We start from the raw sequence: 21,814 nt of genomic DNA on the forward strand, positions 1-21,814 counted from the left end.
CCGGTCATGTATTGGCCCACTGGCGCAGCAGGTTGTGATAAACCCCGGTCAACCGCGCCAGCTCAGCACTCTCTGGCACTTCAAGGGTCAGCGCTTGCACCGCCCGATCCAGCTCCAGCAACAGGCCGCGCTGGGTGTCATCACGCACCAGGCTCTGAATCCAGAAGAACGCCGCATAACGCGTGCCACGGGTTACCGGATTGACGCGGTGCAGGCTGCTGCCGGGATACAGCACCAGATGACCAGCCGGCAACTTGACGCTGTGGCTGCCGTAGCTATCCTCGACCACCAGCTCACCACCCTCGTACTCATCCGGATCACTGAAAAACAGCGTGGCCGACAGATCACTGCGCACTCGATGCGGCGTGCCCGGCACACTGAAAATCGCGTTGTCGATATGATTGCCGTAGGTGCCGCCGCCGGTGTAACGGTTGAAGCGCGGTGGCAACACTTTCAGCGGCAAGGCAGCCGAGACGAACTGCGGATGGTTGCCCAAACGCTGCACAATAAAGTCGCCAATCTGCACCACCAGCGGATCATCCTGCGCCAGCTGCTGATTGGCCTTGGCCTTCACCGCCTGATGGCCGGCGGTCAGGCGGCCATCCTGCCAACTGGCTTGCTCAAAGGCCTGACGGCACTCCCGCACCTGCTCGGGCGTCAGCACATCGGCAATGCTCAACATCATGATTCGCTCTCCTCACCGGCCGCCCTGAGCGACCGCCACCAAACAGTTGCAAATGATTCTAAATAGCTAGCGCGCACTATGACAGCGCCACACACCGAGGCAGTTGATCCAGCCCAATAAAAAGCGCTCAGCCTCCACCTCAATGCCCCAGCCAACCACTGCAGCGGAAAAATAAAACGCCCCGAATACCATCGGTATTCGGGGCGTTTGTTTGCTGCCTGATGTGACTTAGAAACGGAAATCAGTGCTCAGGGTTACAGTGCGTGGATCACCCAACAAAGCACGGCGACCTTGCCAGTTGGCTGAGGCAACATATTCCTCATCCGTCAGGTTATCGATGTTCAGACGCACATCCACATTGGCATTCACTTCATAAGAAGCCATCGCTGCAAAGGTGGTGTAACTCGACACGCGACCAAAGCGGCCATTGGCGACCATACGCTCGGCATCATCCGGACGCCCCAGGTACGACGAGCCGACATGCTGCGCGCCCAGACCGAAGGTCAGCCCGACCGGCAGGCGGTAGGTCGTCCACAGGTTGCCGGAGACTTTTGGCGTAAAGGCTAGCTCGTCGCCATTGGTACGCAGTTCAGTGCCGTAATCCCCAGCATTGGCGCGACGACGTACGTCATCCAGGTAAGCGCTGTGCTTACGTTCGCTGTCCATAAAGACGATGCCGCCAAACACGCTCCAGTTATCGGTGAGTTTGCCCGAAGCGCTCAATTCCAGCCCTTTGACGGCCTGCTCACCATACCCTTTGAGCGTGGCGCTGCCGGTCTGGCCAACATCAAGCCCGGTGATGGCCACATTTTTCTTCACGGTGTAGAACAACGCCGCCGCGGTCGAGAGGCGCTTGTCGAAGAAATCCCACTTGGTGCCGATTTCATAGTTGTGCGCACGCACCGGGTCGGCCCCCTTGATCAGCGCGGGCAGCCCCTGGTCGGCTCGCGAGATATCGGAGTTCGACAGGTAGGAGCCTGGCGGCTGAGTGGAAACGCCATACGCGGTGTAGAGGCTGCCATTCGGCAGTGGCTTGTACACCAGGCCCAGCTTGCCGCCCAGGCTCAACTCGGTGTCATTGAAACCATCGCCCGCCGTAGCGGCCCCGCTGCTCAGGTTACGGCTGCTGATGCTGGCCTCGTATTGCTCCAGGCGCAGGCCACCGGTGAGTTGCCACTGCGGGTTGAACTCCAGCGTGTCGTAAACATAAAGAGCGGCAGTATCCACATCCACCTTGGTGCGATCACGCGGAGCCAGTGCTGCCGGCACACTGCGCGACCAGTCCGGGTCAAACACATTGACCAGGCCGGGCAGGGTCTGTGAAGCGAATGCCAGCGACTCGGACTTCTCGTGAGTCAACTCCAGTCCAGTGGACAGGTTGTGGGCAATACCCCAGGTCGAAAACTGGGTGGACAGGTTGGTGATGTTGCTCAGGGACGTGTTGACCCGGTCGTATTGCTGACGCTGCACATTGACCAGCGCGGCATTGGCATTGTTATCGTCATCCAGCACATGGGTAAACCGCGCCTGACGATCCACCCGCGCCAGGCGTGTCTGGTTGCTCACCGTGGTGACAGCACCTAGATCCTGCTCAATACGAAACAGCAATGCATCGCTGGTGGTGTCGTCGAAATCCGACTTGAGGCCGAAGAACGTGTCACGGTCCGCCGACCAAACAGACGGGTCATAGGGCGTGCCGGCACCCTTGAGTTTGTCGCGCAGCGCCACCCCGGCCACCCCAAGATCAGGACGATCATTCATCTGCACATGCTCATAGGCGAAGATCGCGCGCGTATCGGTGCCCAAGCCAAACGCTACCGAAGGTGCGATGCCCCAGCTGTTCTTCTCGGCGTGCTCACGCCCGGCCACACCGCTGTCTTCCAGCAGCAGGTTGAGGCGCACTGCGGTGCTGTCGTTGATCACCTGATTGGTATCGAGGGTCATGCGCTTGCGCGCCTCGGAATCGTACTGGTCGAAGGCATAGCTGATGCCGCCACCGATGAATTCTTCCAGGGTCGGCGTCTTGGTCACCAGGTTGACGTAACCACCGGCGCCACCCCGGCCGTTATCGGCCGCCGGGCCCTTGGCCACTTCAACCGACTCGACGTTGAAGACATCGCGGGTGTAGCTACCGTTGTCGCGCGCACCGTCGATAAAGATGCTGCCGCTGGTGTCGAAACCACGCAGGCTGAAATTGTTGGTGCCACTGGCAAAGCCGTTCTCGCCGGCATTGAAGCTGATACCAGGCGTGTTGCTGAGCACGTCAGTCAGGTTGCGCGCGCCCTGCTCCTTGAACAGCGCTTCAGGGATCACGCTGAAGGTTTGCGGCGTATCCAACAGCGCTGCAGTCTGCTTTGGCGAGGAGGCCTTATCGACCTTGTAGCCGTCGTCCTGCTGACCTTTAACCGTGACGCTGCCCAGCTCAACCGGGGTTTTATCGGCGTCGGCAGCCAAGCTGTGGCTGGCACAGGATGCGATGGCAAAACCGATGGCGCTGGCCAGCAGACGGCGTTGCGGGAGACTTCTGCGCTTTTTATCGTAGTTGTTCATGAGAATCGCTCAGGCTTAAAAATCTGGCGCAATTCTAATTAGTAAGCACTCTCAATCAATCTTTACATCTCGTTTACAGAAACTCGTTTGTAACAAAATTGTTACGGCGAAACGCCCAGAACTACGGCCCGCACGCCTGTAATAACGGCAGGCACCTGACGGATCAGAGGCAGAAGATTGCGGACACAAAAAAGGCACGAGGGTGAGCCCGTGCCTTTTTGCGTAGCGTTTAGCCTGCGTATTACAGGTAGAACGACTTCAGCGGCGGGAAGCCGTTGAACTCCACAGCGCTGTAACTGGTGGTATAGGCACCAGTGGACAGCCAGTAGACGCGGTCACCAATGGCCAGATTGAGTGGCAGGCCGTACTTGTAGTTCTCGTACATGATGTCAGCGCTGTCGCAGGTCGGCCCCGCGATGACAACCTCTTCCATCTCGCCCTTCTTCTCGGTGTAGAGCGGGAACTTGATCGCTTCACCCATGGTTTCGATCAGGCCACTGAACATGCCCACATCGACATACACCCAACGCTCGACCGCGGTACGCGACTTGCGCGCCACCAACACCACTTCGCTGACCAGAATGCCCGCGTTGGCGATCAGCGAGCGGCCCGGTTCAAGGATGATTTCCGGCAGGTCATCGCCGAAGTCTTCCTTGAGGAAACGGATGATTTCCTCGGCATAGGTTTCCAGGCTGTTGGTACGGGTGATGTAGTTGGCCGGGAAGCCGCCGCCCATGTTGATCAGCTTAAGCTCAATGCCGTCTTCTTCTTTAAGACGCTCGAAGATCACTTTGACCTTGGCAATCGCCGCGTCCCATACCGAGATGTCGCGCTGCTGCGAGCCGACATGGAAAGACAGGCCGTAAGGCACCAGGCCGAGGTCACGGGCGAGGATCAGCAGATCCATGGCCATGTCGGTCTGGCAGCCGAACTTGCGCGACAGCGGCCAATCGGCCGTGGTCGAGCCTTCGGTGAGGATGCGTACATAGACTTTCGCACCCGGCGCAGCCTTGGCGATATTACGCAGGTCAGCTTCCGAGTCGGTGGCGAACAGGCGCACGCCCTTCTCGTAGAAGTAGCGGATGTCCTTGGATTTCTTGATGGTGTTGCCGTAGCTGATGCGATCCGGGCTGACGCCACGGCCCATGACCTTGTCCAGCTCATAGATCGAGGCGATGTCGAAGCTGGAGCCCTTTTCCTTGAGCAGGTCGATAATCTCGACCGCCGGGTTGGCCTTGACTGCGTAATACACCTTGGCAAATTCGAAACCAGCGCGCAGGTCATCGTAAGCCTGGCTGATGATCGCGGTATCGATGACCACGAACGGGGTTTCCTGAGTATCGGCAAACGCCTTCATGCGCTGAAACGTAGCGGGTGCGTAATAGTCTTCGACCTTGATCGGCATGCGGAACTCCAGTTGGCTGAACCCGTTAACACAGTTTTAGTCAGGCAACCGCTGCGTACGCAGCCCGTTGCCCACCATTTAGGGAGACCTGGCGGCTAACCCGCACAGGTAGAACGTCTGATCAGTTTCCCCACTTTGGTTCGCCTACTTCCCAAGGCATGTCGCCGAGAACCCTGTGGGCCTCTCGTCGTCAGTACTTGAGCCGGATGGATCGTTGCCAGCATGGACGTTCGGGCGCGAACTTTAGGGCCATGGGGGGCTGAGATCAATCAAAAATGCCGTGCTTTTGCTCCTCTTTGTCGCCTTATTGATTGAACGTTTTATATTCAAAACAAAACGCCATGAAATGCTGCACAACGCGCGAAAAAACCCAGGTTTTGCGCACTGACTACAGGTCGCCGCGCTGACCGACGTTTACCGTTATAATCGCCGCCTTTTTTGACAGACCGACTATTCAGTCGACGGGTTCCCGCACAATGAGCATCCAGGCCACCGAAGTCGGCAAACGCCGTACATTCGCCATCATTTCCCACCCAGACGCCGGTAAAACAACCATTACCGAGAAGCTGCTGCTGATGGGCAAGGCAATCGCCGTGGCCGGTACGGTTAAGTCGCGTAAGTCCGACCGCCATGCCACCTCCGACTGGATGGAAATGGAGAAGCAGCGCGGCATCTCCATCACCACCTCGGTGATGCAGTTCCCGTATCGCGAGCACATGATCAACCTGCTCGACACCCCCGGCCACGAAGACTTCTCGGAAGACACCTACCGCACCCTGACCGCCGTGGACAGCGCACTGATGGTGCTCGACGGCGGTAAAGGCGTTGAGCCACGCACCATCGCCTTGATGGATGTCTGCCGCTTGCGCGACACGCCCATCGTCAGCTTTATCAACAAGCTCGATCGCGATATCCGCGACCCGATTGAACTGCTCGACGAGATCGAAGCGGTACTGAAAATCAAGGCCGCGCCGATCACCTGGCCGATTGGCTGCTACCGCGACTTCAAGGGCGTGTACCACCTGGCCGACGACTACATCATTGTCTACACCCCGGGCCACGGCCACGAGCGCACCGAAACCAAGATCATCAAGCACCTCGACTCCGATGAGGCACGCGCCCACCTGGGAGACGAGTACGAGCGTTTTGTCGAGCAGCTGGAACTGGTGCAGGGTGCTTGCCACGAGTTCGACCAGCAGGAGTTCCTCGACGGCCAACTGACCCCGGTGTTCTTTGGCACCGCACTGGGCAACTTCGGCGTCGACCATGTACTCGACGCTGTAGTCGATTGGGCGCCCAAACCGCTGGCGCGCATCGCCAACGAGCGCACCGTAGAGCCGGTGGAAGAGAAGTTCAGCGGCTTCGTGTTCAAGATACAGGCGAACATGGACCCTAAGCACCGCGACCGCATCGCCTTTATGCGTATCTGCTCGGGCAAATACAGCCAGGGTATGAAGATGCGCCATGTGCGTACCGGTAAGGATGTGCGCATCGGTGACGCCCTGACCTTCTTCTCCAGCGAGCGCGAGATGCTGGTCGAGGCCTATGCTGGCGACATCATAGGCCTGCACAACCACGGCACCATCCAGATCGGCGACACCTTCACCGAAGGCGAAGCGCTGGGCTTCACCGGTATCCCGCACTTTGCCCCGGAACTGTTCCGCCGCGTGCGTCTGAAGGACCCGCTGAAATCCAAGCAACTGCGCCAAGGCCTGCAGCAGCTGGCGGAGGAAGGCGCAACGCAGGTGTTCTTCCCCGAGCGCAGCAACGACATCATCCTCGGCGCGGTCGGTGTGCTGCAGTTCGACGTGGTCGCCAGCCGCCTGAAAGAGGAATACAAGGTCGAGTGTGCCTACGAGCCGATCACGGTCTGGTCGGCGCGCTGGATCGACTGCAGCGACAAGAAGAAGCTCGAGGAATTCTCCAACAAGGCGGTGGAAAACCTCGCCCTGGATGGCGGCGGCCACCTCACCTACCTGGCACCGACGCGGGTCAACCTGAGCCTGATGGAGGAGCGCTGGCCAGACGTGAAATTCCGCGCCACTCGCGAACACCACTAAGCCATCCACCCTCTCCCCAACCCTCTCCCGCCAGCGGGAGAGGGGCCGAACGCAGCAGGTTGTAGATACGCTAGCGCCGCCTCGATCATTGGCTGAATTACTAATCCAACAAGCTACGCGGTCAACTCCCCTCGCCCGCTTGCGGGAGAGGGGCTGGGGGAGAGGGCCGCTTGTGCTCCACCCATAAGCGCAACCGCTCCAGCACCGCATCTGTTTGCAGCAGCACCTCATGATTCCAGAAACGCAGAACGTCAAAGCCCTGCGTCCGTAGCCAGCCATCACGCTGCTCGTCATAGGCCGTCTGCTCTGCATGCTGACTACCATCCAGCTCAATGACCAGGCCTATCTCCAGGCACACGAAATCCACGATGTAACGGCCCAACGGCTTCTGCCGCTTGAACTTAAGCCCCATGCAACGATGGGCGCGCAGCAGATACCAAAGACACCGTTCTGCCTCGGTCATCTCACGCCGCAGCGTTCTGGCACGCTCCCTCATCAGCCCGTCCATAAGCTACCCTGCTCCCTGCAAAGCCCACTATTTGAACAAACCCTAGCCCATGCGCCTGATCGACACCCACACACACCTGGATTTCCCCGATTTCGATGCGGATCGCAGCGAGCTACTGACCCGCTGCCGCAGCCGTGGCATTGAGAGGTTGGTGGTGCTGGGTGTGCATCAGGCCAACTGGCAGCGGGTGTGGGATCTGGTGCAAGCCGAAGACAGCCTGTATGCGGCGTTCGGCCTGCACCCGGTGTACCTGGATGAACACCAGCCAGAACACCTGAGCGAACTGCGTGACTGGCTGACACGCTGCGCCGGCCACCCCAAGCTTTGCGCCGTGGGCGAGTTCGGTTTGGACTATTTTCTTGAGCAGCTGGACCGCGATCGGCAGCAACAGCTGTTCGAGGCGCAGCTCAAACTCGCCAGCGAATTCGAACTACCGACCCTCCTGCACGTACGCCGCGCCCATGCCGCGACGATCGCCACGTTGAAACGCTTCAAACCACCACGTGGCGGCATCATCCATGCCTTTGCCGGCAGCACTGAAGAAGCAAGGGAATACCTCAAGCTCGGCTTCAAACTCGGCCTCGGCGGCGCCCCCACCTGGCCGCAGGCATTGCGCCTGCGCAAAGTGGTGGCGCAATTGCCGCTGGAGGCCATCGTGCTGGAAACCGACTCACCCGATATGGCGCCGTCCATGCACCCCAACCAGCGCAATAGCCCGGACTACCTGCCGGACATCTGCGCGGCCCTGGCCGAGCTACGCGGCATCAGTGCCGAAGAGCTAGCCAGCGCCAGCAGCCGCAATGCCACCGAGTTGTTTTGCTGGGACTGACCTGGGGCGAAACCATACGTCGCGGGCTTATGCCGCCGCCTCAACCAGAGGCTGAGTGTCCGCACGTTTCAACAGTGCATAGCTCACCCCAGTCAGCAGACTGCCCGCAACAATGGCTAACAGGTACAACAGCGCATGGTTAATCGCGTTGGGGATCAACAACACAAACAGGCCACCATGCGGGGCCATCAACTTGCAGCCGAAATACATCGACAGAGCACCGGTCAGTGCGCCTCCAGCGATGCTCGCTGGAATCACCCGTAACGGGTCCTTGGCGGCAAACGGAATCGCCCCTTCGGAGATAAAACACAGCCCCAAAACACCAGCGGCCTTGCCTGCCTGGCGCTCGCTTTGCGCGAACTTGTGCCGCGCCAGCACGGTGGCAATCGCCATGCCGATGGGGGGTACCATACCGCCGGCCATGGCCGCTGCCATGGGGGCGTAGCTCTGTGAGGCCAGCAAGCCAACCGAGAAGGCATAAGCGGCCTTGTTGATCGGCCCGCCAAGGTCCACGCACATCATGCCGCCAAGCAACAACCCCAGCAGCACCGCGTTGGACGTGCCCATGGTGTCGAGAAACACGGTCAGCGCGGCAAGCATGCCGGCAACCGGTTTGCCGACCACAAAGATCATCACCAACCCCGTAAACAGGCTGGCCAGCAGCGGGATGATCAGAATGGGTTTGAGCGCTTCAATGCTGGTCGGCAACTTGACCCAACGCGCCAACGCCTTGGCCGAATAGCCCGCCAAAAAGCCGGCCACGATGCCACCGAGAAAGCCTGCGCCCAAGGAGCTGGCCAACAGCCCGCCAATCATTCCAGGAGCCAGCCCCGGCCGGTCGGCAATCGAATAGGCAATGTAACCGGCCAGCAGCGGCACCATCAGCTTGAATGCCGCATCCCCGCCAATCTGCATCAGCGCGGCGGCCAGCGAACCTTCCTGCTTGAACGCCTCGATACCGAAGACAAATGACAGGGCGATCAACAAACCACCAGCCACCACCATCGGCAGCATGTAGGACACACCCGTGAGCAGGTGCTTGTAGGGACCATTTTTCTCGCTGGGGGAAGGGCTCGCGCTAGCCTCTGACGGTTCGCCCGTCAGAGGGCGGGCTTCAGCAAAAGCACGCTCCAGCGTTTGTTGTGGCTGTTTGAGCGCCACACCCGTGCCGCAGCGGTACACCTTCTTACCGGCGAAACGGGCAGTGTCCACCTCGATATCGGTTGCCAGTAGAACGGCGTCGGCGGCAGCAATGGTGGCGTCATCCAGCAGGTTGCGTGCACCGACAGAGCCGCGGGTCTCCACCTGCAGCACGATGCCCATGCGCGCCGCCGCCTGCTGCAAGGCTTCGGCTGCCATAAACGTGTGTGCCACACCGGTGGGGCAGGCGGTCACAGCAACCAAGCGTCGCACGCTGCTGGCAACCGCAGCCTCTTCGACATAGGGCTCAGCGCGTTCAGCCGCCTCACGCAGGAAGCGTTGCGGGTCAGCCAAGGCATCAGCGGGCGTGGACTGCACCAGGCGCTTACCAACAAAACGACTCAGCGGCAGCTCGCCGGTTTTCACCACCAGTACCAGGTCAGCCGTAGCGATATCCGCCGCGCTCAATGGCGAGCCGATAGCCCGCGCATCCTGAACCTCAACCTTGGCCTTCCACCCCAGGCGTTCGGCGGCGGCCTGCAGCAGCCGCGAGCACAACACGCTGGTGACCTGGCCATTGGGGCAGGCGGTAATGATCAGCAGATTCATGGTCAATGCCTCTTATTCTTGCAAGGGCTGTAGCCGCACAGCGGCTTCTAAGCGGGCTAATTGTTCGCGGTCATGGATGCCAAAGCCGATCTGCGTCACCGCCTGCGCAGCCACCGCCGTCGCCATACGCAAGGTGCGTTCAGCCGGCCAGCCTTGCAGCAGGCCGTGCAGGCTGGCGGCCAACAGCGAATCGCCAGCACCGACTGTGCTGACGACCTCAACGCGAGGCGGTATGGCGCGCAAGGCAATGCCGGGGCCATGCCAGTCGACACCGGCACTGCCCCGCGACAGCACAACATGCTCGATGCCTTGCCCGCGCAATTGACGCACAGCCGCCGTGAGGTCGCTGCCGCAGACTTCGCTGAGCTCCTCTTCGTTGGGTTTGATCATCCAGGGCGCAATGGGCAACGCGGCCTGCAACGCCGCGCCACTGCTGTCGAGCACCAGCGGCACGCCACTGGCTTTGAGCCGATGCACTAACGCGGCAAACCACGCTGTGCTCACGCCACGCGGCAGGCTACCGGCCACCACAATCGCATCGTGCCCCGCCACCAGCGGTGTCAGGTTATCGAGCAGGCTCTGCAGGTGCTCGTCCTCGACCTGCAAACCAGGACCATTGAGATCGGTAATCCGCCCATCGGCCTCGGCCAGTTTGATATTGCTGCGGGTCTCGCCCGGCACGCGGATAAAGGCATCGGTAAAACCACGGGCCTGCATCAAATTGTCAAATGGCTGCGCATTGTCGCTGCCAAGAAAACCGCTGACCGTCAGGTGATGGCCCAGATCAGCCAATACTTGGGCGACATTCAGCCCCTTGCCAGCGGCGTGACGCGTGAGGCCCAGGCTGCGATTGACTGCACCGGGGATCAGCTTGTCGAGGCTAACCGTGAGATCCAGCGCCGGGTTCAGGGTCAGGGTCAGAATACGGGCCATCAGTGCATCCCCGCGATCAGGGCACGCACAGCCGCAGCGCTGTCGAGTGTCAACGCTTGCTCAGCCAGGGTGCGTGCGGCGCTCATCGTCAATTCGCGCACGCGCGCCTTGACCAGGGCAATCGAGCGCGGTGACACACTCAGCTCATCCACCCCCAAGCCAACCAGCAGCGGCACCGCCAAACGATCACTGGCCAGCTCGCCGCACACGCCGACCCACTTACCGTGGGCATGCGCGGCGTCGACCGTCATGCTGATCAGTCGCAACACCGCTGGATGCAAGCCGTCAGCCTGCGCCGAGAGGGTCGGATGGCCGCGGTCGATGGCCAGGCAATACTGAGTCAGGTCGTTAGTGCCGATGCTGAAGAAGTCCACTTCCCGCGCCAACACAGGAGCCATCAGCGCAGCCGAGGGCACTTCGATCATGATCCCGAGTTGCAGGTCTGCCACGGGAATTTCTTCACGTAAACGCTGCGCCATATCACGCGCCACACGCCACTCTTCAACCGTGCTGACCATGGGAAACATGATCCGCAGCGCACGCCCATCGGCCGAGGCCAGCAAGGCGCGCAGCTGGATTTCCAGAATGTCCGGCCGTTGCAGGCTAAGACGAATGCCACGTACGCCAAGGAAGGGGTTTTCTTCACTCGGCATCGGCCAGTAAGGCAACGGTTTGTCGCCGCCGACATCCAGGGTGCGCACCACCAGCGGTCGTCCGTTCAGGGCATCCAGCACACGCCGGTATTCGCGCTCCTGCGCCGCCTGGTTCGGGGCTTGGGCGTGCTCCATAAACACCAGTTCAGTGCGCAACAGGCCGACCGCCTCGGCACCCAGCGCCACGGCTTCGGCGGTTTCGCCACTGGCACCAATATTCGCGGCCACCTCAATCTGTACACCATCACGGGTGATGGCCGGCTGCAGGCGCTCGGCATGGGCCTGCTGCTGGCGCAGTTGCGCTGCCTCGCGCTCACGCAGGGCCTGCTGCTGGGTGGCCTGATCCGGTGCTACGCGCAGCAGCCCGCTGTCGCCATCCAGCAACAACAGGGTGTTCTGCGCCAGCGCCAGCACCGCCTCACCGGCACCGACCAGCGCAGGAATACCCAAGGCGCGGGCAATGATCGCACTGTGCGCAGTGGCCCCGCCGCGCGCGGTGAGAATACCGGCTACACGCTGCCGATCGAGACCGGCGACATCCGAGGGCGCCACCTCATCCATCACCAGGATGTAGGGCTCGCGCGGCTCGTCGGGCAAGGTAATGCCACACAACTGCGCCAGCACACGCCGGCCAATGTCACGCAAATCCGCCGCGCGCTCGGCCAGCAGCGCGTCGTGCAACGCCTCCTGACGCTGCGCAGCAGCATCGATTTCGTGTTGCCAGGCCGCTTCGGCGCTGGCTCCGGCGAGCAGCCGAACCTCAACATCATCAATCAGCGCGGGATCATCAAGCATCGCCAGGTGAGCGCTGAATATTTCCCGAATACTGGCCACACCGGCACCGTCGACCAGGCGCTGAATCTGCCCGGCGACCACCGCACGCGCCGCTTCTAGGCGCTGCCGCTCGGCATCAACACCCTGGCCGTGCTCGGCATATTCAAAGCGCGGAAAGATCCGTACCAGCGCCGGGCCGATGGCGATGCCGGGCGATGCCGCCACCGCTATCAACTGACTGCCCGCGGGCGGCGCCATTGGCACGGGCGCAGCCGCCGGCAACAGCGCCGCGCCCTGCTCGGCCAGCAACGGTTCCACTGCCTCGCCCAAACCGCTTTCCAGCGCCGCTTGCAGGGCGGGCAAGGCATCGGCGGCAATACTCGGCTCGGCGCTGAAGTGCAGCATCTGCCCACGCCGCGCACCCAGCGACAGCAAACGGCTGAGGCTTTTCACCGATACCCCTGCCCCTTCATCGCCGCTCAAGCGGACGCGCAACTCGCCACCAAAACGCTGTGCCAGCTCGCTGAGTACCTTGGCCGGGCGCGCATGCAAACCATGGGCATTGAGCAGCGGCAGAGTCAAACTCGGCCAGTCTGGGGCGACTTCGCCGCCCAGCGCCTCGATCACCAGGCGACTGTCATTGGCTTCACTCAGTTCGGCAGCGCGGCCGCCGATCAGCACATCACACAACCTCTCCAGAGCCTGACGGTGCGCCTCGCCCTGGCTGGCGAGGCAAAACAGCCCTTTCAGCACCTCTCCGCGAAACTGCAGGGGCTGCGCCGGGGTGACAAACGCCAAACCGGGGCGCAGCACGCTCTGTTCGCTGTGCAGCCACCACAGCCCCTCACCTAGGGGCAGCGGCTCGCTGCGCGCTAAGCCCAGGGCAAAGCCGCTGCTGGCACACTCGGCCTGCCGCAGCAGTCGCGCGCCTTGCCACAGCAGCTCGTCAAAGTCCTCAATGTGCAGCCCCAACCCGACCAACTGGCCGTCCAGTGCCAGCGCCTGTGGCGCACCTTGCAGCAGTTCGACGAGCTGCTCGGGCTCGCGCGCTTGACGCAGCGCCTGACTGAGATCGCCCTCCCCCAGCGCGCGAGTGAGTAATTGCAGCAGGTACAAGTGCTCATCGGACTGCGCGGCAATACCGATAGCCAGGTACACCTGCTGACCATTACCCCAGTCGACCCCCTCGGGAAACTGGATCAACCGCACCCCGGTACGCAGAACGTGATCGCGGGTTTGCGGCGTGCCATGCGGGATCGCCACGCCCTGCCCAAGAAAAGTCGAACCCTGCGCCTCACGTGCCTGCAAACCCTGCAGATACGCTGCAGTGGCCAGCCCACCCTCGACCAGCGCCTCGCTCAGCATGGCCAGTGCCTGCGCCTTATCCGCCGCATGGCAGCCCATTTGGATCTGGCTGGCATCAAGTTCGAGCATGGGTATTCCTCTGGCTATCCGGTTTGACAAGGTGTCGCGGCTGGCTTGAAACCCGCCTGATGAACAACATTGCTGAAACGATTCATCAAGCAGTGGCACCTTAGCTGATTATGGGTAATCCTTGAAGCCCGACACGGATAACAGCACAGTGGCCAGCGCCCGCAACCGACACCCCTCGCGGCCCTGTATTCCAGCCCGGATATCCCTCAGTGAAAGAGTGCTACGCCCGTGAAACTCAGTGACATCGCCAGGCTGGCAGCGGTCTCGGTAACCACCGCCAGCTATGTGATCAATGGCCAAGCCGCTCAGCGGCGAATCAGTCCCACAACCGTAGAACGGGTGCAGGCGGTGGTCGAGCAATACGGCTATCGTCCCGACCAGCAGGCCGCGGGGCTGCGCCGTGGCGACAGCCGTTGTTTGGGCTTTATCCTCCCGGACCTGGAAAACCCCAGCTACGCCCGCCTGGCCAAGCTGCTGGAACAGAAGGCCCGCGCCGCCGGGTATCAGTTGCTGATTGCCAGCTCTGATGACAACCCGAACAGCGAGCGGCAGTTGATCAGCTTGTTTCGTTCACGCCGCTGTGCGGCGCTGATCGTCGCCAGTTGCCTGCCACAGGACGACCCGCTCTACCCCAAGCTGGTCAGCGACGGCTTGCCGATCATTGCAGTGGACCGGGCACTTAACCCCGGCCACATTCGTTCGGTGATCAGTGATGATGAAGCGGCTGGCCAGCAGTTGACGCACAGCCTGCTCACGCCCAAACCCCGGCATATCGCCCTGCTTGGCGCACGCCCGGAACTGGTGATCAGCCAGGCACGCGAGCAAGGCTTCCATAAGGCCTTGGCGGATTTCGACGGGCGCGTCAGCGTTTATCACAGCGAGCACTTCAGCCGTGACAGTGGCTACCAGCAGATGCACGATCTGATTGCTGCAGACGGGCCGCCGGATGCACTGATCACCACCGCGTATGTCTTGCTTGAGGGCGTGCTGGACGCGATTTATCAGCAGCCCGATGCCGCCTGGTCGGCACTGCGCCTGGCCACATTCGGCGACACCCGGTTACTCGACTTTCTGCCGATGCGGGTCAACACCACCAGCCAGCAACATGAGCAGATCGCCGAACGGGTGATGGCCTGGGCGCTGCAAGCCGTAGAGCAGGCTGACTATCAACCGGGCATTGAAGCCATCAGCCGCCGCTTCAGAGCGCGCATGTAGCGCATACGCAGGGCTGCCGCCGGGCACGCGGCCCGACTACGCGAAGCAGCTGGTCAATAAACAACCAGCGCCCTGCAGACCGCAAGCCGCTTGACCAAGCGCCAGGGCCGCACACCTTATCCACAGTGTTTTGCACCATTACTGTGGGCTAAACGATTGATCTTGAATGCATTTATATACAACGACCCTGCAGCTCACCCGCAAGGGCTTCAGTGGCTGATCATCCACGGCCGTGCGCTGGGTTTGGTCTTGAGTGCATGGGGATTGGCCTTGGTTGGCGCCAAAGGTTTGTTCGGTGTGCAGCAACCACAACCTTTCGGGTGCTTACGGCTCTGCGCGTACTCCTCAACCGTTTGTGGCGCATTGGCACTGCGTTCGTTGGCCGCAATGGCACGGCGCTGGCTGCCGGACATGGTGGCCAGGCTCGGCGCGCTGAGAATCACCCGCGCGCTGGCCCCGCCACACCAGGGACAGCTGCAGGGCTGGTCACGCTCGGCCATCGGCCGCAGCTGGGTGAAATCACCGCAATCGATGCAGTCGTATTCGTAAATCGGCATAACGGCATTCCTCTTCATCATGGCTAAGCAACCGCCCTCTCCCGAATTCGGGAGAGGGGTCATCGGGTTACTTGTCCGGGGCGATGGGCAGGTCGATGCTGCCGTCGAGGAACTTGGTCGGGCCGTTGGCGTTAGGGTTGATATCGAACTCGAAGATCTCCGTCGGCAGCCACAGAGTGGCGCAGGCGTTGGGCACATCGACGATGCCGCTGATATGCCCCTGCACCGGCGCCGAACCGAGCAGCGCATAACCCTGGGCCGGCGAGTAGCCAAACTTGGTTAGGTAGTTGATGGCATTCAGGCAGGCCTGCTTGTAGGCAATATTGACGTCCAGGTAATGCTGCTTGCCGGCCTCGTCCACCGAGATGCCTTCGAAGATCAGGTAATTCTTGTAGTTCGGGGTGATCGGGCTGGGCTTGAACACCGGGTTCTTGATCCCGTATTTGGCCATGCCGCCTTTGATCAGCTCGACCTTCATATGCACCCAGCCGGCCATTTCGATGGCGCCGCAGAAGGTGATCTCACCGTCGCCCTGGCTGAAGTGCAGATCGCCCACCGACAGCCCGGCGCCATTCACATACACCGGGAAGAAGATCTTCGAGCCGCGGGACAAATCCTTGATGTCGCAGTTACCGCCATGCTCACGCGGCGGCACGGTACGCGCACCGGTCAACGCGGCCAGGTCGCGCGCCTCACCCTTCATCTTGCCCATATGTGCAGTCGGCGCCATCGGCGGGTTGGCCAGGGCCGGCACGCGGTGCGGGTCGGTGTCGATCAGTTCCTGCTCGCGCTTGTTCCAGTCGGCGAGCATCTTGTGGTCCGGCAGGCAGCCAATCAGACCGGGGTGAATCAGCCCGGCGAAGTTAACCCCGGGAATGTGTCGGCTGCTGGTGAACATGCCCTTGAAATCCCAGATAGCCTTCTGCGCCATAGGGAAGTGGTCGGTAAGGAAACCACCGCCGTTCTGCCGCGAGAAGAAGCCATTGAAGCCCCACTGCGAGTCGGGCATGGCGCCGATGTCGAGCAGGTCGACCACCAGCAGATCGCCCGGCTCGGCGCCGTGTACGCCCACCGGCCCGGACAGGTAATGCACGGTGGACAGATCCACGTCGCGCACATCGCTGGCGTCGTCGTTGTTCTTGATCGCACCGGCAGTCCAGTCATAGGTTTCGAGGATGAAATCGTCACCCGGCTTGACCCAGCAGGCCATCGGAATATCCGGGTGCCAGCGGTTGTGGATCTGCTCGTTTTCGGTGGCGGGCTGGTTGAGGTCGACCTTGATCAGCGTTTCGGTCATGACAAAGCTCCTGGGACCATGGATGAGGGCTTGGCGCCACTGCGCCGGGGTACGGAGCTAGTCTTGAACGGCGGCGAAAAACCGCAAATACGTCGGATGACGTATGCCCAGCACCTGCATTAACGAGCCGTTTTCCAGGCATGAAAAAGCGGCCAGCGCATGGAGAACACGCCAGCCGCAAAGCTTTAAATTTGAACTACTGCGGGTGAGCCATCACACCGACAAATAACGGCTGATCGTCGCCTCGTCGACCTTGTCGCGAGTCTCCTCGACCACGAACTTGCCCTTCTCGATCACCAGGAAGCGGTCGGCGATTTCCATGGTGAACGACAGCACCTGTTCGGAGACCACGATGGTCAAGTCACGCAGATTGCGAATCTCCTTCAGGGTGCGGGCGATGTCCTTGATGATCGACGGCTGGATGCCCTCGGTCGGCTCATCCAGCAGCAGCACCTTGGGGTTGGTCGCCAGTGCGCGGGCGATGGCCAGTTGCTGTTGCTGACCGCCAGAAAGGTTGCCTCCTTTACGGTGGCGCATCTCCTGGAGCACCGGAAACAGTGCATAGAGATCGTCCGGCACCTTGCCCTTGGCTGAGGCTGGCAGGCCAGTCTGGATATTCTCCAGCACGGTCATGCTGGGGAAGATCATTCGCCCCTGAGGCACGTAGGCGATGCCGCTCTCGACTCGCTGATGAGTCTCCAGTTTGGAAATGTCGCAACCGTCCACACTGATCTGCCCGCCCCACTGCGGCAGCACGCCCATCAGGCTCTTGAACAGTGTGGTCTTGCCCATACCGTTACGGCCCATCACCGCGACGATCTCGCGCTTGGCCACATTCAGGTTGAGGTCATGGAGGATCTGACTCTGGCCATAGCCGGAGGCGAGGTTGCTGATCTGGAACATGGAAAACTCCTTGTTGAACGTACCCGGATGCCATCCGGGCTAGCGCTGATGGATGCGTGAAGCCACTCAATGCCCCAGATACACCTCAATCACTTTCGGGTTGCTCTGCACCGCCTCCATGCTGCCCTCGGCCAACACCTTGCCCTGGTGCAGCACGGTGACCTTGTGCGCGATGCTTTTGACGAACTCCATGTCGTGCTCGATCACCAGTACCGAGCGGCCCTTGCTGATGCGCTTGAGCAGTTCGGCGGTCTGCATGCGTTCGTTGACGCTCATACCGGCCACCGGCTCGTCGAGCATCAGCAGCGCCGGGTCCTGCATCAGCAGCATGCCGATCTCCAGCCACTGCTTCTGGCCGTGGGACAGCAGGTCAGCCTGCAGGTAGAGGTTGTCGGTGAGCATGATTTCCGCCGCGATCTGCTCGACCCGCGCAATCACCTCGGCGGTACGTTTGAAGAACAGCGCGCCGAACACCTTGCGCCCCTTGGGGTAAGACATCTCCAGGTTCTCGAACACCGTGAGGTTTTCGTATATCGAGGGGTTCTGGAACTTGCGCCCGACCCCGGCACGGACGATGTCGAACTCACGCATCTTGGTCAGCTCACGGTTCTCGAACTGGATGCTGCCGGCGGTGGCCTTGGTCTTGCCGCAGATCAGGTCGAGCACCGTGGTCTTGCCAGCGCCGTTTGGGCCGATCACCACCCGCACCTCGTTGCGGTCGATGTACAGGTTAAGGTCATCCACCGCCTTGAAACCATCGAACGATACGGTCAGGCCCTCAATGGCCAGCACCGGTTTGGGCATCTGAAATGCACTTGGCTGACTCATGGGGTGGTCTCCAGTTCACGGGGTTGGCTGCTGGCCACCGGGGCCTCAGCAACAGGTGCTGGCGTGGCCGGCGCTGCAGGTTTGCGAGCCAGCTTGCCCAGCCATTTGCGCCCGTGGCTTTCCCACAGGCCAGCCAGGCCGTTGGGGAAGTACATGACCACGGCGATAAACAGGCCGCCCATCAGGTACAGCCACAGTTCGGGGAATGTTTCGGAAAAGTAGGTCTTGCCGTAGTTGACCAGCAGCGCGCCATACACCGCGCCGAGCAGCGACATACGCCCGCCGACGGCAGCGAAGATCACCATCTCGATCGACGGCACGATGCCGACGAAGCTCGGTGACATAAAGCCCACCTGCAAGGCGAACATCGCTCCGCCGATAGCAGAAAACGCCGCCGCCACGCAGAACACGAATATCTTGAAACTGGCCACGTCGTAGCCGGAGAAGCGCACCCGCTCTTCCTTGTCGCGCATCGCCATGAGCAAGCGGCCGAGCTTGGAGGCGAGGATAAAGCGGCCGATCAGGATGCAGCCGAACAACAGGAAGGCATTGATGAAGTAGAGGATCATCTTCGAGCTGTCGTCGCGGATATCCCAGCCCATCAGGGTTTTCAGATCGGTGATGCCGTTGACCCCACCGGTCAGGCCCTGCTGGCCAATGATCAGTACGGTGAGGATCAGCGCAATCGCCTGGGTAACGATGGAGAAGTACACGTCACCGACGCGGCGCTTGAACATCGCCACACCAATCACCAGCGCCAATATCACCGGCACCGCGATCACCGCCAGCAAGGTGAAACCGAAGCTGTGGAACGGCTGCCAGAGCAGCGGCAATTCGGTGATCTGGTTCCAGTCCATAAAGTCCGGAATGCCGGGGGTGGACTGGATCTTGGTGCTTTCCGGGTCGCTGGCTTCGAGCTTGAGAAACATCGCCATGCAATAGCCGCCGAGGCCAAAGAACACGCCTTGGCCGAGGCTGAGAATGCCGCCATAGCCCCAGCAGAGCACCAGGCCCACGGCGACGAAGGCGTAGGTCAGGTACTTGCCGACCATGTTCAGGCGAAAGGCATCCAGCGCCAGCGGGAACACCACCAGGATCAATGTGGCCAGCACCGCCAGGCCAATTGCGCCCTGCTTGCCGCCAAGAAACTTATCGAGTGTCGGGTTCATGGGACGGCTCCTTACTTTCGCACTTTGATGGAGAACAGCCCTTGCGGACGCAGCATCAGAATCAGGATCACCGCAGACAGGGTGAACACCTTGGCCATCGAACCGCTCATAAAGAACTCCATCAGCGACTGCGCCTGGGCAATGCTGAAGGCCGAGGCGATGGTGCCGAGCAGGCTCGATGCGCCGCCGAAGACCACCACCAGGAAGGTGTCGACGATGTACAGAGAACCGGCGGTTGGACCGGTCGAGCCAATGGTGGTGAAGGCCGCACCCGCCACACCGGCAACACCGCAGCCGAGGGCGAAGGTCATGCGGTCGACCTTCTTGGTGTTGATGCCCACGGCGCGGCTCATCACCCGGTTCTGCACCGTGGCGCGCACCTGCAAGCCCCAGCGCGAGCGGTAAAGCATGAAGAAGATCATGCCGGTCATCAGCACGGTCAGGCCCATGACGAACAGGCCGTTACGCGGAATATCGATAGCCTCGGTGGGGTTCCATGAGCCCATCAGCCATTCCGGCAAGGTGGCGCTGACTTCCCGCGCACCGAAGATCGAACGGAAGGCCTGCTGCATCACCAGTGACAGCCCCCAGGTGGCCAGCAAGGTATCCAGCGGGCGCTGGTAGAGCTTGCTGATCATCGCCCACTCGGCGAGCCAGCCAATCGCACCGGCGATAAAAAACGACAGCACGATGGCGAGAAAAAAATAGTACGGGCCGAAAAACGGCGCGTATTGCTCGGTCAGTACCGAGACCACGTAGGTGGTGTAGGCGCCTATGGTGAGGAACTCACCGTGGGCCATGTTGATCACGCCCATCTGGCCGAAGATGATCGCCAGCCCCAGGGCCATCAGCAGCAGGACGCAGAAAACGGACAAGCCGTTGAAGCCCTGCATGGCCGCGATGGCACCAAATTCCGATAGCCATTCCATGATAATGGTCTCCAGCTGGAAGAAAGAAACACGTCAGCCCGTAAAGGCGTCAGGCGCACCCTCACGGATACGCCCTGCCCTGAGTCCGGCTTAGGCCACTGTTACTGATAGCCTTTCGGGAATGGGTTCGGCTCAATCAGGTCGGATTCGAACACCACCTTGAACTGACCATCCTTCTGCACCTGGCCGATGCGGGTCTTGCTCCACAGGTGATGGTTGTCATGCACCTTCACGTAGCCTTCCGGCGCAGTGGTCAGCTCGATGCCTGGAGAGGCGGCAGCCACCTTGTCGACGTCGAAGCTGCCGGCTTTCTCGACTGCAGCCTTCCACAGCCATGGGCCGAGGTAGGCGGCCTGGGTCACGTCGCCGATCACCGAGTCCTTGCCGAACTTGGCCTTGAAGGCTTCCACGAAGGCTTTGTTGTTCGGGTTGTCGAGGCTCTGGAAGTACTTCATGGAGGCGTAGAAGCCGTCCATGTTCTCGCCGCCGATGCCCAGCAGCTCGTCCTCAGTTACCGACAGGGTCAGCAGGTTCTGTTTAGCGCTGGTGACGCCGGCGGCTTTCATCTGCTTGTAGAAGGCCACGTTGGAGCCGCCGACCACTGCGGTGAAGACCACGTCAGGCTTCTTCAGTTTGACCTTGTTGATCAGCGAACCGAACTGGGTGTTGCCCAGCGGGTAGTACTCCTCGCCCACCACCTTGCCGCCGAGCACGTTTTCGATGTGCTTGCGCGCGATCTTCATCGAGGTGCGCGGCCAGATGTAGTCCGACCCGATCAGGTAGAAGGTCTTGGCGCCCTTCTCCTTGGCGATCCAGTCGAGGCCGGCGAGGATCTGCTGGGTGGCTTCCTGACCGGTGTAGATAACGTTCTTCGACTGCTCCAGGCCTTCATAGAAGGTCGGGTAGTAGAGCAGGCCGTTTTCCTTCTCGAACACCGGCAGCACGGCTTTGCGTGAGGCCGAGGTCCAGCAGCCGAACACGGCGGCAACCTTGTCACCGACCAGCAGCTTCTTGGCTTTTTCCGCGAAGGTCGGCCAATCGGAGGCGCCGTCTTCCTGAATGATCTTGATCTGCCGGCCGAGGATGCCGCCGCTGGCGTTGATCTGTTCGATGGCCAAGCGCTCGGCCTGGATCGAACCGGTTTCGGAAATGGCCATGGTGCCGGTGGCCGAGTGCAGCTGACCGACCGTCACTTCGGTGTCGGTCACGGCCAGGCCGGTGGTGTTGACGTCGGCCAGGGCCATCTGGCTGAACACACTGGCCGCCAGCAGCGAGAGTGCCGCAGCACCCAACGCTAGCCGACGAGGGAGAAAGCGAGTCGGTGAATCCATGGTCA

17 protein-coding genes are annotated in these 21,814 nt (G+C 61.1%); 3 read left to right on the forward strand and 14 right to left on the reverse strand.

Annotated features, from left to right (window positions below):
- Positions 1 to 4: 4 nt before the first annotated feature.
- The 3 genes from HCI85_RS05105 to HCI85_RS05115 all read right to left on the reverse strand — a co-directional run bounded on the left by HCI85_RS05105 (position 5) and on the right by HCI85_RS05115 (position 4,640).
- A complete protein-coding gene (locus HCI85_RS05105; RefSeq protein WP_160085504.1) occupies positions 5 to 685 on the reverse strand; it encodes a Fe2+-dependent dioxygenase in 681 nt (226 codons plus the stop codon).
- Between the two features lie 228 nt (positions 686 to 913).
- Positions 914 to 3,235: a TonB-dependent receptor gene (locus tag HCI85_RS05110; RefSeq protein WP_167142633.1), complete on the reverse strand. Its 2,322-nt coding sequence runs from the start codon at positions 3,233 to 3,235 to the stop codon at positions 914 to 916.
- Positions 3,236 to 3,476: 241 nt separating this feature from the next.
- Entirely contained in the window at positions 3,477 to 4,640 is a 1,164-nt protein-coding gene (locus HCI85_RS05115) for a type III PLP-dependent enzyme (protein WP_090249249.1), read from the reverse strand.
- A 476-nt stretch (positions 4,641 to 5,116) separates the two neighbouring features.
- On the opposite strand from HCI85_RS05115, the gene HCI85_RS05120 reads away from it, so the two are divergent.
- Positions 5,117 to 6,700, forward strand: a complete 1,584-nt coding sequence (locus tag HCI85_RS05120) for a peptide chain release factor 3 (RefSeq protein WP_167142636.1) — start codon at positions 5,117 to 5,119, stop codon at positions 6,698 to 6,700.
- A 121-nt stretch (positions 6,701 to 6,821) separates the two neighbouring features.
- Here HCI85_RS05120 and HCI85_RS05125 read toward each other — a convergent pair whose 3' ends face one another.
- Entirely contained in the window at positions 6,822 to 7,208 is a 387-nt protein-coding gene (locus HCI85_RS05125; RefSeq protein WP_241693729.1) for an endonuclease domain-containing protein, read from the reverse strand.
- Positions 7,209 to 7,257: 49 nt separating this feature from the next.
- Between HCI85_RS05125 and HCI85_RS05130 the strand changes: the two genes are divergently transcribed.
- A complete protein-coding gene (locus HCI85_RS05130; protein WP_167142639.1) occupies positions 7,258 to 8,037 on the forward strand; it encodes a TatD family hydrolase in 780 nt (259 codons plus the stop codon).
- A gap of 27 nt (positions 8,038 to 8,064) precedes the next feature.
- Here the strand turns inward: HCI85_RS05130 and HCI85_RS05135 are convergent, their stop codons facing one another.
- The 3 genes from HCI85_RS05135 to ptsP are packed head-to-tail and all read right to left on the reverse strand — an operon-like array spanning position 8,065 to position 13,580.
- A complete protein-coding gene (locus tag HCI85_RS05135) occupies positions 8,065 to 9,786 on the reverse strand; it encodes a fructose-specific PTS transporter subunit EIIC (protein ID WP_167142642.1) in 1,722 nt (573 codons plus the stop codon).
- A 12-nt stretch (positions 9,787 to 9,798) separates the two neighbouring features.
- On the reverse strand, positions 9,799 to 10,719 hold the full coding sequence (gene pfkB, locus HCI85_RS05140; protein ID WP_167142646.1) for a 1-phosphofructokinase: 921 nt from the start codon (positions 10,717 to 10,719) through the stop codon (positions 9,799 to 9,801).
- A complete protein-coding gene (ptsP, locus tag HCI85_RS05145; protein ID WP_167142649.1) occupies positions 10,719 to 13,580 on the reverse strand; it encodes a phosphoenolpyruvate--protein phosphotransferase in 2,862 nt (953 codons plus the stop codon). Before ptsP ends, pfkB begins: the two co-directional genes overlap by 1 nt.
- 228 nt (positions 13,581 to 13,808) lie before the next feature.
- Between ptsP and cra the strand changes: the two genes are divergently transcribed.
- Complete coding sequence (cra, locus tag HCI85_RS05150) at positions 13,809 to 14,795, forward strand: catabolite repressor/activator (RefSeq protein ID WP_167142652.1); 987 nt, start codon at positions 13,809 to 13,811, stop codon at positions 14,793 to 14,795.
- Positions 14,796 to 15,004: 209 nt separating this feature from the next.
- On the opposite strand, the gene HCI85_RS05155 is transcribed toward cra, so the two are convergent.
- From HCI85_RS05155 to urtA, 7 genes are all read right to left on the reverse strand, one after another.
- Positions 15,005 to 15,352, reverse strand: coding sequence for an FmdB family zinc ribbon protein (locus tag HCI85_RS05155; protein WP_167142655.1), 348 nt, complete (start codon positions 15,350 to 15,352; stop codon positions 15,005 to 15,007).
- 67 nt (positions 15,353 to 15,419) lie between these two features.
- Positions 15,420 to 16,649, reverse strand: a complete 1,230-nt coding sequence (gene fmdA, locus HCI85_RS05160; protein WP_167142659.1) for a formamidase — start codon at positions 16,647 to 16,649, stop codon at positions 15,420 to 15,422.
- Between the two features lie 213 nt (positions 16,650 to 16,862).
- On the reverse strand, positions 16,863 to 17,552 hold the full coding sequence (gene urtE / locus HCI85_RS05165) for an urea ABC transporter ATP-binding subunit UrtE (RefSeq protein WP_090249267.1): 690 nt from the start codon (positions 17,550 to 17,552) through the stop codon (positions 16,863 to 16,865).
- Between the two features lie 66 nt (positions 17,553 to 17,618).
- Positions 17,619 to 18,380: an urea ABC transporter ATP-binding protein UrtD gene (gene urtD, locus HCI85_RS05170; RefSeq protein WP_160085516.1), complete on the reverse strand. Its 762-nt coding sequence runs from the start codon at positions 18,378 to 18,380 to the stop codon at positions 17,619 to 17,621.
- Positions 18,377 to 19,549, reverse strand: coding sequence for an urea ABC transporter permease subunit UrtC (gene urtC / locus HCI85_RS05175; protein ID WP_160085517.1), 1,173 nt, complete (start codon positions 19,547 to 19,549; stop codon positions 18,377 to 18,379). The genes urtD and urtC overlap by 4 nt, the downstream gene beginning before the upstream one ends.
- A gap of 11 nt (positions 19,550 to 19,560) precedes the next feature.
- Positions 19,561 to 20,478, reverse strand: a complete 918-nt coding sequence (gene urtB, locus HCI85_RS05180) for an urea ABC transporter permease subunit UrtB (protein WP_167142662.1) — start codon at positions 20,476 to 20,478, stop codon at positions 19,561 to 19,563.
- Between the two features lie 101 nt (positions 20,479 to 20,579).
- Positions 20,580 to 21,809: an urea ABC transporter substrate-binding protein gene (urtA, locus tag HCI85_RS05185; RefSeq protein ID WP_167142666.1), complete on the reverse strand. Its 1,230-nt coding sequence runs from the start codon at positions 21,807 to 21,809 to the stop codon at positions 20,580 to 20,582.
- Positions 21,810 to 21,814 lie beyond the last annotated feature (5 nt).

The sequence above is a fragment of the Pseudomonas sp. OTU750018 genome, assembly GCF_011636575.1.
GTDB lineage: Bacteria > Pseudomonadota > Gammaproteobacteria > Pseudomonadales > Pseudomonadaceae > Aquipseudomonas > Aquipseudomonas peli.